This window comes from Geomobilimonas luticola (assembly GCF_018476905.1).
In the GTDB taxonomy this organism is placed as follows: Bacteria; Desulfobacterota; Desulfuromonadia; order Geobacterales; family Geobacteraceae; genus Geomobilimonas; species Geomobilimonas luticola.
The window spans coordinates 174488-187708 of the sequence record NZ_JAHCVK010000003.1 but is presented as its reverse complement, the minus strand read 5'-3'; the positions used below and the strand labels follow the sequence as shown (position 1 = coordinate 187708).

Below are 13221 nucleotides of genomic sequence, written 5' to 3'. Positions count from 1 at the left end.
CTATTTCACCTCCTTGGTCAGTCCCAGATAGAATACCTGCGGCTTGGTTCCGTACTCCTCCTTGAGGACGTTGACCCGTTCGGTCATGATGACCCTGGTCACCGGGTCATTGGGGTCCTTCAGGTTGCCGATGCGTCGCGCACCGAAGGGACAGGCATCCACGCAGGCTGTTTTCATCCCCTTGGTGATGCGGTGATAGCAGAAGTTGCACTTTTCCGCCACATGGTAGACCGGGTGGAAGAAGCGGACGCCGTAGGGGCACCCCATGATGCAGTAGCCGCAGCCGATGCACCAGGAGCGGTCGACGAGCACCACGCCGTCGGCGGTCTGGTAGGTGGCCCCCACCGGGCAGACCTGGACGCAGGGGGGATTGTCGCACTGGTTGCAGAGCTTGGGGACGAAGAACGCTTTCGCGATGTCCTCGTTGCGGACCTCCACTGGGTGTTCCACCCCCTGCTCCATCTTGGGCGAAATGAACCCGTCCCGGGCTCCCTTGGGGGAATCGATGTGGGTCTTGCCGTCCCGGGAGATGACGTAGCGTTCCACCCAGGTGCGGGTCACGTTGGCATCGTAGGGGATCTCGTTTTCGATCTTGCACGCCTTGACGCAGAAGCCGCACCCGACGCACTTGTGGGTATCCACCAGGAAGACCCAGCGGGTCGGGGCGGGATCGTTCTTCTCTGCCAGGAGTCTTTTGGGGTCGAACAGTTCCAGGGCCGACAGGGGGATGGCCATCCCTCCCGCAATGAGGAGGGCTTTTTTGCAGAAATCGCGCCGGTCGATCATCGTTTCGCCTCCAGTTTGGGGTTGTGGGGATAGTGGCAGAGGACACATTCCGCTTCCGGGTGGTGGGTTTCGGGGTTTATGCCGCGGATTGCGCCACGGCCGCTGGCTTTGTAGGGGAGGCTGGCATGGCAGCGGATGCAGAGATCGCGATGGCGGTCGATAGTGAGGGTCGGCGGGTCGTCCGGATGCCCCAGTGCCGGGCCATGGCAGTTTTCACACTGGATGGCGGCGTGGGGGGAATGTCGGAGGTCGTTGTATTTGTCCTCATGGCAATCCTTGCAGTACTCCATGGTCTTGTACTTTACCTGGACGGCCTTCCAGTCGGCTTCGTTACCCTTGCGGTGCCATCCATACATGTACCCCCGTTCGCCGATGCCGAAATCCTTCGGCACGAGGACAGTTCTGGCCAGCAACACCAGAGCGATGACGCCGAGCACGATGTAGAGCGGTCGCCAGACATGACTCTTCACGCATGTACCTCCCCTGTAAAATTATCCTGGTGCGCGTCCAGATGCCGGTCGGGAGCCAGGAGGTGTAGTTAAATCTACCAGCTAAAGCCGCAATTACAACGCCAGCGGGAAATCTTACGGCCCCTGCCCCGCTTTTTCCCCGTCGTCCGGAGTTCCGGCGGGCGGCGGGGCGGTCCGCACGTCACCCTTCTGCCAGCGCCCCAGGGCGATGGATTCCAGGGCGGCGGCCAGGCCGAAAGAGAAGACGCTCAGTACCAGCGGCATGCCGTGGGTGCCGAGAAGGTCGTAGAGGAAAACCTTCACCGCACCGATGATGGTGACCATGATGGCGACGTTGCGGATTTCCCTGTTGCGGCGACGCAGGGCAAACAGCATGAGACCGGCCGCCGCGCTGGTGATGAGGATGGACTGGGCGCAGCGGAAAGAATTGCCCACGTCCACCGGCACCGTGGCGAGTACCTGATAGATAACGTTCCTCAGCATCAGGAAGCCGGTAACCAGGGCTGCGAGAAGAAGTGCGACCGCGCTGTGGTCCCGATGGTCGAAGCGGGCGAAGAAGAGAGCCGTTTCGGAAGGAGCCGCCCGGCGAGCCAGCTGGTAATGAAAGAGGCTGCAGACGGCAATCAGCCCGGCGGGGAGGGCCATGAGAAAATCGACCCCTGCAGGACGGTTACCGAAGAAAAAGATTGCCAGGGCAACGGCGGGGTAGACCTGAACCAAGTAGGAGATGACCCTGGTTCCCCCATTGCGCCATTTGCCCGAAACTATCATGAGGAAAAAACCCGCCACCGACAGCACCGGCAGTGACAGGGGAAAGCTGCCGGATGCCGCGGGAAGGGCAAGCGCCAGAAGGGTTGCACCGGCGAGAATGAAGGCGTTTTCTCCTTTGCCCCCGGTCGTTCCCCGTCTCACCAGCCAGGCAGCCAGCGAGAAATGGACGACGGCAGTGGCAATCCCCACCCATCCCAGCAGGTGCTTGCTCCCCTCCCACGCGTTGACCACGTAGAAGGAGTTGATGTACATGAGGACCACGTTGATCAGGGGGAGGAAGAAATCGAACCGGGACATTTTTTGGCTGCCGGCACGGATGATCCCGGTCAGAGCGATTCCGGCGAAGGTGACGGTAAAGATGGCGAGCACCGGGAAGAACCAGGAGAGCGCCAGTGTCTCCGGCATCAGTTCATGGCGGGCCAGGGGGAGGGTGAGCTTGAACGACCAGAGGTAGAGCATGACCATGCTCACCGTCAGCACGATCCAGCGGAGCCAGGAACAGCGCTTCAGGCTGGTGGCGAAGAAACCGAGCATGTTGGCGGTCCAGAGAATCATGGCCAGGTAGGGGAAGAACGGATTGGGGTAGTCGATGGCGGCGCCGGCAAGGCACATGCCGAGAGTGCCTGCGGAGATCGGTATGAAGGCGTTATAGCGATAGCTGATGACCGCCATGGCCATGCCGGTTGCCATGAGGGTCAGGTAGGCGGGCACCAGGGGGAGGGACTGGAATCGGGTATGGGTTTCCACCACGATCAGCGCCATGAGCGCCGCGCCGCAGGCGGCGAACACCGGCGCCAGGGGGCTTCCCTTGTCGTACTTGTACCAGCCGACCACCATGAGGATGGTCGCGTATGCCATGCCGAGTATCGAGCCGATGAGGGTGTTGATGATGTTGTTGTCGGTAATGGTCCGGAGGATGAGCGCCACCACCAGGAGGAAGCAGAGTGTGGAGAGGCGGGGGAGGAGGGCGGTCTTGCCGGCCCAGCTGAGAATCTCCTCGGTCACTTCGTCGGGGGCGTCGGCCGCGTGCTCAGCGGTTTTGGCGGTCACGGGGGGGGCTATCAGGGGGTGCGGGGAAACGACTGGCGTCACTGTTGGCGTCACGGCCATCCGGGCAGCCAGCTGCTCAACCGTTGCGGTCAGCGCCTGCACCTGGGCCGCCAGCTGTTCAACCCGTTTTTCGAGCGTGTCGTCTGCCATCTGGGTTCCCTCCGTGTGCACCGTCCATGGGGCGAGGGGGCTGTGGCTGTGTGCGGTATATGAAGCGAATTGTTTCGGCAATCAAACGCCATTAAATATTTTGTTTAATATGATACATCTAATATTAATAAATTTATAACAATTCGTAATCACACATGTTTATTGTATAACATCTTTTTATTGACTTGGCTACCAGGAAATTGTTGTAGGTCGATTTTATGGTAAAACGGTCGAGATCATAGGTTGGCGACATGGAGGGGGTTGAAGTCGTAACGCAATCCGTGACGAGACGGCTAGCCGTTTCGTGGAGCGTCCTGCGTGGCGGTACGCCGGTGGCGGCGGACAAGGTGTGGTGGCCGTCAAGCTGCGGCTGCTAACGGTTTTTCTCGGTTTTGACGATCTTGATCTCCCCCGTCTGCATGTCGTAGACCCAGCCGTGGAGGTTGAGGTTTTTCCCCTTCATGGCGTTTCTGACGAAGGGGTACTCCTGAAGGTGCTCCAGCTGGAGGCGGACGTTTTCCTCCACGATCAGTTCCATCCGCTTCTCCCTAGGTATCTCGATGTGGAGGCCGCGCAGCTTTTCGTCCACCCTCTCCTTGGCCTTGTAGGCATTGATCAGCCAGATGGGGATGTACTTGTCGTCGCCGTTGTCCTCGTCGAGGGCGGCGATTCCGCCGCAGCCGTAGTGGCCGCAGATGACGATATCGGGGATCTTCAGGTGATTGATGGAGAATTCCAGCACCGCCGACAGGTTCCAGTCGTTGGTGGCGACGATGTTCCCCACGTTCCGGTGGGTGAACACCTCGCCCGCCCGGGTCTGGGTGATGGTATTGACCGGCACCCGCGAATCGGAGCAGCCGATCCAGAGGATCGTCGGCTTCTGGTCCTTGGCCAGGGAGGCAAAGAACTCCTTTTCCTTCTCGAACGTCTCGGCGACGAACCGCTTGTTCCCTTCCAGCAGGGTGGTGATCATGGCATCCCCCTTCCGTGCCCGTGATGGAGGAAGTGTACTACATCACGACGGCGCGGCAAGGGGGTTGACATGAATTTTGTGAAAATCAGAACATCGTTAGATTTGTATCGGTCGGGTCAGCCGGCGTAGTCGACGGCCGCGGATGCTGCCGTGACGCTTTTCATGTAGGGGAGGATTTCCCCTTCGTGGTAAGGATGGACCTGGTAGGCCTGCAGGTCCTCCAGGGAGTCGAAGCGGGTCACGAGGGCCAGGTCGTAAGAGCGTTCCGAGCGGATGACATCCACTCCCACCTCCAGGTGACGCAGCTGGGGGATCTTGCCGTTCATGCTGAGAAGCTTCTCCTTCGTTGCGGCCAGGTTGGCGGCGGACTGGTCCTTGAGGCGGAAGAAGACGATGTGCGTGATCATGGGAAACTCCTTTACGGTTGATGTGGTCGTATGACGGGCGCACCATACCCCGGCCGGGGCGGCACTGTCAAGCGACGTATGGGGCTGTTTCTCCTGAATCCGTAAGGGGCACGCGGGCACATTCGCTCCACGGAACACTCACCCCTTACGGAAGGTTATCTTCCAGCCGCCCGAGCATCCGGAGCAGGCCGTCGAGGATGGTGATCGGGTGGGGTGGGCAGCCGGGGATGTAGAGGTCCACCGGCAAGAGGCCGTCCACACCGTTATGAACCTCGGGAGAGTCCATGAACGGGCCGCCGTTGATGGCACAGGCGCCGCAGGCGATGACCAGTTTCGGCTCCGGCACCGCCGCGTACGTCTTGAGGAGCGCCTCCCGCATGTTCTCCGACACCGGCCCGGTAACGAAAACCCCGTCGGCGTGGCGCGGACTGGCGACGAACTGGATGCCGAAGCGTCCCAGGTCGAAGCCGACCGTATTGAGCACGTTGGTATCCGCCTCGCAGGCGTTGCACCCTCCTGCCGACACCTCCCGCAGCTTCAGCGACCGGCCGAAGAGCTCCCGCATCTTCTCATCCAGCTTCTGGGCCAGCTTCCGCTCCATCCCCGCCGCCACAATCAGATCCTCCCGCCGGTTCGCCGCCAGCCGGGCATCATTGCTGAAGGAAATCGCCCCGTGGGGGCACGCTGTTGCGCACTCGGGACAGAACAGACACTTCCCCATATCAAGGGAAAGAGTGCCTTCCGGGATTTTATCGCCTTCCCGGTCCCGGGTCCCGAGTCCCGGACTTCGTTTTTCCCAGTCCCGAGTCCCGAGTCCCGAGTCCCGGTTTATCGCCCCATAAGGGCAGGCATCGGCACAGAGCCGGCAGTCAGGGGGGCAGCGTTCCGGCGCAAGGAGCGGATACCCCCGGAACAGCTCCGGTAGCACCGCCGGCTCCGCCGGGTACTTCATCGTCCGGTGCTTCTGGTGGATGCGGGCGAGGATGGCTTTGAACATGGTGTGGTCCTGTTGGTACGCGTGTTTGACGGCTTTCGGGCTATTCTGCTTTTTGTGAAGGCACCCTTATCAATTCCAGAGCGCGTTTCGCTGATTCCCTTACCATGGGAGACGGGTCTTGCAGTGCATTTTCCAAGGCGGGAATGGCTGCTTGCGCAGCGGAACCAATATTGCCGAGAGCTTCTGCTGCACGGGCACGCGCATCGGCGTAATACCGATCCGGGCCATCAAGTGCCGGACCTTTCCCTTGGTAGGTCTCCAAAGCCCGGATGATGTTGGGTAGTGCAGATCCAGCTTTATTCCCATACTTCTTAAGTGCGGACAAGGCCCAGTATCGGACGTTCAGATTGACGTCCAGCGAAGCTTCGGCCAGTTCCGGAATCGATGCGGGATATGCGGGAGCCATGTGATTCAAACCCATCACGGCGATAGTCCGCAGATTCGGGTTAGGACTTCCCAGGAAAGCCAGGAGCACTTCGCCACCGCTTTGATCGGCTTGTATAAGCTCAGTAAATGCCTGGGCACGGATATCCTCATCTGACTGACTGAGCATGTCCAGCCACTGCTCGGCGGACTTTCCATGGTACATCGGCGTAGCAGCTAACGCGACAGTGCCCCAAAAAAACGCCAGAAACAGTGTCCACAAAATAAACCGGCAACAACGTCTAATTCCCATGTTCATCCCCCATATTCAAACTCTCAAGTCCTGACCCCATAGGCTCATTGCCGATGGTTAGCAGAAGTTATCTGGTGCTTGTCAGTATTTTCTTAAGCCAGCCGATTGCCTCAGGATGTTCTTTACAGTCAAGAATGAATTCTTGTCCTCTGGCAGCAGTTTTCAATATTGTGCTACGCTCGCTTTGTTGCCACCTTGTCATATCAGCGTGATATGTGAATGTTGGTTTTCCGTTATGAGGATAGAACCATTGCGGAAGCTCCCAAACACTCGGTGTTTTTGCATTTGGTGCTGTCAATTGCAGTTGATCTGAATATTTTGAGAAAACGCCAGCACCTGCGACGTCCCTAGCGCTCAATTCTGGTAGGGTAAGGTACTTTTTGGACACATAGACGGTGTTGTTAGTTTCCTCATTTCTATGAAAATGCGGATGATACTCGGCCCACTTGTAGCGCGAATGGTCGTAGTCATCCACTTTCAGGATTTCATCAATCTGGAGCCAACCCCACAAAACGTGACGCAGAGGGGAGTCGATGTCCCATTCTACTTTTCCACTACGGCATGCAACCTGGCGAAACAGTCCGAAAAACAGAAAAATATCGCCTGTTGTCACACCGTTATTTCGGAGGTGTCCTTGTGCAGCGCCAGTTTGTCCCAAAATCGGCTTCCATTCTGGAAGTCTAGGAAGGCTTTCACTGCATAGGTCCGGGTCAAGGTGTGCAAAATGTGTCGCCGGTATCTTTCCTTTGGTCAAGTCAGAGACAATATTTCCAATGTTGAATTCTTGCCAATGTATGTCCGAATATCGTATCGGAGAGTTCTTGTCTGGAATAGGAAGAGATACCATGCGTCCATCTTGGAGGATCGGGCTTGGTTTGCCTCCTGAAGCGGAGTCGAATCCTTTTCTACTGAAGATAATTTTCAAGGCCAACTCCTTTTCCATGAATTATCATTCGGTGGCCAAGAGTATGGAGGAGCATTGACTCCTGATTGCTGGTTGGATATGAAATTAAGGAATGCGGTAATTACCTCTGGGGAAAATCTGTTTTTGTGTGCTCTGCCGACCTTTAACACGTTGAGGTCTGTCGGGAGTACAAGCGCTTTTGAGCCATGGTAGTAAAAATTATCATTATGAGCGATTAAAACTTTTATCCCGCCTAGATCGTGGGCTTTTGTAGTGGGATTTTCGCTGTCTCCATTGGAATGCATGGACTGAAGCTGCTGGAAATTCCCGTTTTGTAGGGGCCTGTAGATATTGTCACCACGTTTGTGAACCACCTTGCTGTTGTAGTATGGGATTTTTTCTGAAAAACGCTCATCATTGAAATACTGCTCGTATGTGAGTATCTCATTAACCTGCATGGCATAAATTAGCTTATTACCCTTGGCTTTGGGACTTATTCCGACTATCCAGTCTCCCACATTAGCCGCCCGTCGTATTGCAGGTTTACAGTTCGCAAGCGTGCAAAATCCCCAGAACGGATTTGGTGCGAATCCTGTATCGTGGGTGACAATGTAAGAAAACAATCTCATCATTATTCCTTGCCGCAGGTAAAAGGGTTACTTTCCAAAACAATCGGTGATATCAAAATAGTAATTTTCAATAGTAGTACTAATTTCAGATTCAGTTTCTTGAGTTACTTCAATCTTCAATTTATCATATTTTCGATCTCCAACAGTCAGTAATTGCTGCTGAATTCGTTTCCATGATACTTGCCTACCCATTCCTAATAATTTTAGATAGCTGTGCTCTACTGAAACATAATCATTCGGTATCCCGTAATGCACTATAACAGCATTTTCGATCGTGTTACCCCAACCGCCTGAAATTGGCAAATCAACTCCGAAATCATTTTTTAGCATTTCTCTAATAGAAATTTCATTACTCATTTGATTACTCCTTTGACTAACACTAATTGTTAGTATGTTCCCCTATATAAGTAACTTGTTTCTGTTACAGGCAATTTGTTTATTTTATAGGTAACCTAGTTGATTACTTATATGTGTAACTTACCGTTTAATGCCGCCATCCAGAAATTCAACAGGAATTCTCGCCTCCAGCACATCTTCGCGCAGTTGCCACTTTGCCGCTACAGATCGAACCCGCAGTACGACAGGTTGAAGCTCTTGTTGCAGAGGGGGAAGTCGGAGATCTGCTCGTTCCTGAGGGCCAGGGAGAGGCCGGTCCAGTTGTGGAACGACGGGTCGGTGACCTTGTAGCGGGCGAAGCGTCCCGCGGCGTCGGTGATGGCGACGTGGCAGATCTCCCCCCGCCACCCTTCCGTCAGTGCCACTGCCACCATGCCGCCGCCCGGCGGTTTCAGACCGGTGCGGATATCCTTGCCGGGGAGCTGGCGGAGCTGTTCCGCCAGGAATTCGAGGGATTTTTCCGCCTCCATCCAGCGGACCAGGGCACGGGCGTACACGTCGCCGGTGGGGGCGGTCACCACCGGTATCTGGCTCATCCGGAAGATGCCGAAGGGGTGGTCGCGGCGCACGTCGCGGTTGAGCCCGCAGGCCCGGGCGGGCGGGCCCACCAGCCCGATTTCCCGTCCTGTTTCCGTATCCACCCTTCCGGTCCCCTCGAAGCGGGCCATGACCGACGGCGAGTTCCAGAGGAGATCCACGGCACTGGTCAGGTCGTTCCTGGCCGCGTCAAGGCGGGCGAGAAGGTCTTCCTGCTGTCTGTGGCTGCAGTCGAAGCCGACGCCGCCGGGACGGATGAGCCCCCGGCCGAAGCGGCTGCCGCAGAGGACCGCGCTCATGTTGAGGAAGTCCCCCCGGATGCGGCCGCAGTAGGAGGCGGTGGGTAGGTAGCCGACATCGCCGGCCAGCGCACCCAGGTCGCCGGTATGGTTGGCAAGCCGTTCCAGTTCCAGGGCGATGCCGCGCAGCACCTCGGCCCGGGCCGGCACCGGCATGCCGCCGAGGGCTTCCAGCACTATGCAGTAGGCCTGGCTGTGGCCGACGGTGGTGTCCCCGGCGAGGGTTTCCATCCGGTAGAGGGTGCGGGGGTGGGGACCGCCTGCGAGTCCCGCCTCGATCCCCCGGTGCTGGTAGCCGAGGGATATCTCCAGGTTGAAGACCTCCTCGCCGTGGCACTGGAAGCGAAAATGTCCCGGCTCGATGATGCCGGCGTGGACCGGGCCGACCGCCACCTCGTGGACCTCCTCCCCCTCCACCCGGTAGAACTCCATGACCCCCGGCAGGATCGGTTCCCCGGGCGCCCTCCCCCAGGCATCGTGCCCCGGCCGGAACGAGCGGTGGAAACGGACCGGCTTGAGCCCGGGGTGGCCGTCGGGAAGAAGCCCCGTTTCTTCGGCGATCTCCCGCTCGAAGAGGTGGAGCTGGGGGATGATGGGGGTGAGGGAGGGGAAGGCTTCGCCGTTGACGGTGGTCGCCATGATCCCCAGGAGCCCTTTCTTCTTGTAGGCGAGAATGGCATAGAGTGCAACCGTCTCGCCGGCCGGTGCCCCGAAGTAGGAAGAGACCCGCCAGCCGCCGTCGACGGCATCAATGAGCTTCTGCATGAAGTCGTCGGTGGCAAGGAAGGGAACATCCGCCAGGGGAAATGCTTCGCCGTTGTGGAAGGTGTGCAGGGACCCGGTCATGGCCGCACCTCCAGGAGCGCTGCGGCATCCGTGAGGAGCCGCCGGAGCGGTTCGGGGAGCCAGAGCCCGAGCATGAGCACGAGGAGCATGGTGACAAGCGGCGGCCCGACGGTGAGAAGCCTGTCCCGGTAGGGGGTTCGGACCGCCTCCGCCGGTTCTTCTCCGGAAACGAGGGGGAGGACGGTGGAGGCCATGCCGATGAAGATTACCGCCAGGAAGAGGAGGAACAGTCCGCTGGTCACGTTCCTTTCCTGGTGGAAGGCGCTGCTGACGATGGAAAATTCGCTGAGGAACGGTGAAAACGGCGGCGAGCCGGTGATGGCGAAGAAGCCGGCGAGGAACAGCCCCCCTGACCAGGGGAGCCTCCGCAGCACCCCCTTTACCTGGCTGGTGTTCTTGCTGTTGTAGGAGCGGTGGATGTTGCCGGAGGAGAGGAACAGCACCCCCTTGGTGAGACCGTTGTTGACAAGGTGGAAGATGGCGCCGAACAGTGCCCCTTTCCCCAGTCCCAGGGCGACGGCCAGGATCCCCACGTGCTCGACGCTGGAATAGGCGAGCATCCGCTTGAAATCGGACTGGTTCACCATGAAGACCGCGGCGAATCCCATGGAGATGAGCCCCATGATCAGGAGGGTATCGAGGAAGAAACCGGGATTGCCGGCCGCGGTGCAGATCTGGTAGATCCGGGCGATGCCGATAAAGGCGCAGTTCACGAGCCCCCCCGCCAGAAGCGCCCCCACGAGCCCCGGAGCCTCGCCGTAGGCGTCCGGCTTCCAGGTGTGAAGCGGCGCCAGCCCCATCTTGGTGCCGAAACCGACCAGCAGGAAAATGAAGGCTGCCTTGAGCCAGTCGGGGGAGAGGTTGCGGGCCGACGCGATGAGCGGCTCCAGGAGCAGGGTCGGTTCCTGGCCCGCGACCATGGTGGAGTAGGCAAGGAAGAAGAGCCCCATGAGGGCGAGGGCGATCCCCACGGAGCAGATGAGCATGTATTTCCAGGTCGCCTCGATGGAGCGGGCATTCCGGTTGAAGTAGATGAGGGGGGCCATGGAGACGGTGGTGGTTTCAATGGCCACCCAGAGAAGCCCCAGATGATGGGCCGTACAGACCAGCGACATGGCGGACAGGCAGATGAGGAGCCCCGCGCAGAGCACGCGGTTGCTCCGCTCCCGGCGGTAGCCGAGGTAGCCGACGGCGTAGACGGCGCAGACCAGGAACAGGACACTGATGCCGAGCAGCACCACCTTCCCCAGCGCATCCAGGTGTATCCAGTCGTTGGGAGAGGGGAGCGGCGTGATGATCAGCACGCCGATGGTCAGGGCGGTATGGAGCGCGCCGAACAGGGGCAACAGCAACGGCCGCAGCCGGTCACCGGGGATAAGCCAGGCGATGAGGGCGCCGACCAGGGGGAGTATGATGAGGCTGTAGAGCATAAGCAGCGTTCCTGGGGACGTATGGGGTTAAGGTTCAGTGTTCAAGGTTGAGCGATGGCAGTACGATGAGTTCGTGGGAATTGAGCGCCCTGTTACGCTCAGAGTCCCCTCGATCCGCCGCTGTACGGCTCATTCCGCGCCGGTCGATCAACTCACCCTGACGGGTTCGAACACGATCGACCTGCTCTGCTCCATATCGCCTACAGCGGCAGGCTCTCGGGCACATTCGCTCCACAAGACGCTCAATTCCCGGAGATTCAAGTGTAGTGTTCATTCTTTCAAAGTGGTCAGGCGCGATGTGTCGATCGACGAAAACTCGCGGCTGATGTGGTTGATGATGATCCCCATGACGAAGATGCCGACCAGGAGGTCGAGAAGCGCCCCCGCTTCCACCATGACCGGCATCGCCTCGGTCAGGAGCAGGCCGAAGATGAAGATGCCGTTTTCCAGGACCAGGTAGCCGATAACCTGGGTGATCGCCTTGCGCCGGGTGGTGAGGACGAGAAATCCGGTCAGTACCGTGGCCACGGATGCGGGGACGAACAGGAGCCCCTGGTGAGCCGGCGCCAGCGGCAGTTTCCCGGCGAAGACGAATGCGAATGCGGTCAGGAGTGCCCCGATGATGAGGGTGGTGACGTAGCCGACGAACGGTTCCGTTTCCCGCCGGATCTCCGCCTTGTTGACGGCGCCGGTGAGAAGCCAGGGGATGAGAACCCCCTTGGCGAGGATGATGCCGACCATGATGGCCAGCAGATGCCAGGAGAAGGGGTGGATGAGCCACGGCAGGAGTCCGAGGACCACTCCCTGGGCCGCCACGGCACGGATGGCGAGGGCGATCCGGCTCGAGCCGAGGACGGCGAAGTTGATGAGCATGACGAGGACGAGCAGCTGGTCGGCAAAAGAACTCATGGATTCTTACCTCAACATCAGGAGCATGGCGAAGGCGGACAGGATGGTGGCCGCCACGAGCATCTGGGGGATGCGGATCAGCCTGAGCCGCGCCATGATGGACTCCACCACGCCGATGGCGATGGCGAGAAGGATCATCGTGCCGATGAAGACCACCCAGTCCACGGGACCGACGCCGGTCTTGAACGGGAGCGCCACCTGGATGAAAAAGGCGCCGAGCACGAACAGCTTGAGGGCGGCGCCGTAGAGAATGTAGCCGAAGGCGGGGCCGCTGTGGTCAAGCACCATCACCTCGTGGATCATGGTCAGTTCCAGGTGGGTGTTCGGGTCGTCGAAGGGGATGCGGCAGTTTTCCGCCAGAAGCACGATGAACAGCCCGCCGGTCAACAGGAGCATGGCCGCGCCGGTGCCGAGCCAGTTGCCGGCGGCGGCCCGGGTGAGCATGTCGGTGAGGGAGAGGGAGCCGGTGAGCCGGGCGAGCACGACCAGGGCGAAGAAGAGGGTCGGTTCCGCCAGGCAGGAGAAGGTGGCCTCCCGGGCCGCCCCCATCCCCTCGAAGCTGGAGCCGGTATCCAGAGCCGCTGCCATGGTGAAGAAACGGGCCAGCCCGAACAGGTAGGCGAACAGGATCATGTCGCCGGTGAAGGCGAGGGGGGCGGGGTGGTTGCCGAGGGGGATGAGCAGGGCTGCCGTTACTGTCGCGGCGAGGGTGACGACCGGCCCGGCCCGGAACACCCAGGTAGTGGTGTCGCTGAACACCGACCCCTTGCGCAGCAGCCGGAGGATGTCGTAATAGGGCTGCAGGTAGGGCGCACCGGTCCGGCCGGCGAACACCGCCTTGGTCCGGGCGATGATCCCGAGCAGGAGCGGCGGCATCAGGATAACGAGGAGCAGGTGGACGATGATGTCGGTCATGGGTTGTCTGGTAGTCCCGATTTGTGCTGCATGGTTTGTGTCGTTAACTCAAAATTCATAATTCAAAACTCAAAAT

14 protein-coding genes are annotated in these 13221 nt (G+C 59.1%); all 14 read right to left on the bottom strand.

The features are described from left to right. Nucleotides 1-786, bottom strand: a complete 786-nt coding sequence (locus KI810_RS09875) for a 4Fe-4S dicluster domain-containing protein (protein WP_214175366.1) — start codon at nt 784-786, stop codon at nt 1-3. Further along, the gene (locus KI810_RS09870) at nt 783-1256 is read right to left on the bottom strand and encodes a cytochrome c3 family protein (protein ID WP_214175365.1); all 474 of its coding nucleotides are present in this window, start codon (nt 1254-1256) and stop codon (nt 783-785) included. The genes KI810_RS09875 and KI810_RS09870 overlap by 4 nt, the downstream gene beginning before the upstream one ends. A 114-nt stretch (nt 1257-1370) precedes the next feature. Then, nucleotides 1371-3227 carry a DUF2339 domain-containing protein gene (locus KI810_RS09865; RefSeq protein ID WP_214175364.1) on the bottom strand — a complete coding sequence of 619 codons (1857 nt, stop codon included), beginning with the start codon at nt 3225-3227 and terminating at the stop codon, nt 1371-1373. A 373-nt stretch (nt 3228-3600) separates the two neighbouring features. Continuing rightward, nucleotides 3601-4200 carry a carbonic anhydrase gene (locus tag KI810_RS09860; RefSeq protein ID WP_214175363.1) on the bottom strand — a complete coding sequence of 200 codons (600 nt, stop codon included), beginning with the start codon at nt 4198-4200 and terminating at the stop codon, nt 3601-3603. A gap of 116 nt (nt 4201-4316) precedes the next feature. Further along, nucleotides 4317-4607, bottom strand: coding sequence for a Dabb family protein (locus KI810_RS09855; protein WP_214175362.1), 291 nt, complete (start codon nt 4605-4607; stop codon nt 4317-4319). A gap of 145 nt (nt 4608-4752) precedes the next feature. Beyond that, nucleotides 4753-5604, bottom strand: coding sequence for an NADH-quinone oxidoreductase subunit B family protein (locus tag KI810_RS09850; protein WP_214175361.1), 852 nt, complete (start codon nt 5602-5604; stop codon nt 4753-4755). A gap of 40 nt (nt 5605-5644) precedes the next feature. Then, nucleotides 5645-6280 (bottom strand): HEAT repeat domain-containing protein, encoded by a 636-nt coding sequence (locus tag KI810_RS09845; RefSeq protein WP_214175360.1) that lies wholly within the window; start codon nt 6278-6280, stop codon nt 5645-5647. 67 nt (nt 6281-6347) lie between these two features. After that, the gene (locus KI810_RS09840; protein WP_214175359.1) at nt 6348-7205 is read right to left on the bottom strand and encodes an Nmad3 family putative nucleotide modification protein; all 858 of its coding nucleotides are present in this window, start codon (nt 7203-7205) and stop codon (nt 6348-6350) included. After that, entirely contained in the window at nt 7202-7813 is a 612-nt protein-coding gene (locus tag KI810_RS09835; RefSeq protein WP_246525476.1) for an Nmad2 family putative nucleotide modification protein, read from the bottom strand. The genes KI810_RS09840 and KI810_RS09835 overlap by 4 nt, the downstream gene beginning before the upstream one ends. Before the next feature lie 27 nt (nt 7814-7840). Next, nucleotides 7841-8170, bottom strand: a complete 330-nt coding sequence (locus KI810_RS09830) for a hypothetical protein (protein WP_214175357.1) — start codon at nt 8168-8170, stop codon at nt 7841-7843. Between the two features lie 200 nt (nt 8171-8370). Further along, nucleotides 8371-9891: a hydrogenase large subunit gene (locus KI810_RS09825; protein WP_214175356.1), complete on the bottom strand. Its 1521-nt coding sequence runs from the start codon at nt 9889-9891 to the stop codon at nt 8371-8373. Further along, complete coding sequence (locus KI810_RS09820) at nt 9888-11321, bottom strand: proton-conducting transporter transmembrane domain-containing protein (RefSeq protein WP_214175355.1); 1434 nt, start codon at nt 11319-11321, stop codon at nt 9888-9890. The genes KI810_RS09825 and KI810_RS09820 overlap by 4 nt, the downstream gene beginning before the upstream one ends. A gap of 270 nt (nt 11322-11591) precedes the next feature. Further along, complete coding sequence (locus tag KI810_RS09815) at nt 11592-12230, bottom strand: hydrogenase (protein ID WP_214175354.1); 639 nt, start codon at nt 12228-12230, stop codon at nt 11592-11594. 6 nt (nt 12231-12236) lie between these two features. After that, the gene (locus tag KI810_RS09810) at nt 12237-13145 is read right to left on the bottom strand and encodes a respiratory chain complex I subunit 1 family protein (RefSeq protein ID WP_214175353.1); all 909 of its coding nucleotides are present in this window, start codon (nt 13143-13145) and stop codon (nt 12237-12239) included. Between the last annotated feature and the right edge of the window lie 76 nt (nt 13146-13221).

Excerpts from the sequence above, each read along its gene's own strand:
- KI810_RS09875 (WP_214175366.1), bottom strand. The coding sequence starts at position 786 with ATGATCGACCGGCGCGATTTCTGCAAAAAAGCCCTCCTCATTGCGGGA.
- KI810_RS09865 (WP_214175364.1), bottom strand. The coding sequence starts at position 3,227 with ATGGCAGACGACACGCTCGAAAAACGGGTTGAACAGCTGGCGGCCCAG.
- KI810_RS09860 (WP_214175363.1), bottom strand. The coding sequence starts at position 4,200 with ATGATCACCACCCTGCTGGAAGGGAACAAGCGGTTCGTCGCCGAGACG.
- KI810_RS09855 (WP_214175362.1), bottom strand. The coding sequence starts at position 4,607 with ATGATCACGCACATCGTCTTCTTCCGCCTCAAGGACCAGTCCGCCGCC.
- KI810_RS09850 (WP_214175361.1), bottom strand. The coding sequence starts at position 5,604 with ATGTTCAAAGCCATCCTCGCCCGCATCCACCAGAAGCACCGGACGATG.
- KI810_RS09845 (WP_214175360.1), bottom strand. The coding sequence starts at position 6,280 with ATGGGAATTAGACGTTGTTGCCGGTTTATTTTGTGGACACTGTTTCTG.
- KI810_RS09835 (WP_246525476.1), bottom strand. The coding sequence starts at position 7,813 with ATGAGATTGTTTTCTTACATTGTCACCCACGATACAGGATTCGCACCA.
- KI810_RS09830 (WP_214175357.1), bottom strand. The coding sequence starts at position 8,170 with ATGAGTAATGAAATTTCTATTAGAGAAATGCTAAAAAATGATTTCGGA.
- KI810_RS09825 (WP_214175356.1), bottom strand. The coding sequence starts at position 9,891 with ATGACCGGGTCCCTGCACACCTTCCACAACGGCGAAGCATTTCCCCTG.
- KI810_RS09820 (WP_214175355.1), bottom strand. The coding sequence starts at position 11,321 with ATGCTCTACAGCCTCATCATACTCCCCCTGGTCGGCGCCCTCATCGCC.
- KI810_RS09815 (WP_214175354.1), bottom strand. The coding sequence starts at position 12,230 with ATGAGTTCTTTTGCCGACCAGCTGCTCGTCCTCGTCATGCTCATCAAC.
- KI810_RS09810 (WP_214175353.1), bottom strand. The coding sequence starts at position 13,145 with ATGACCGACATCATCGTCCACCTGCTCCTCGTTATCCTGATGCCGCCG.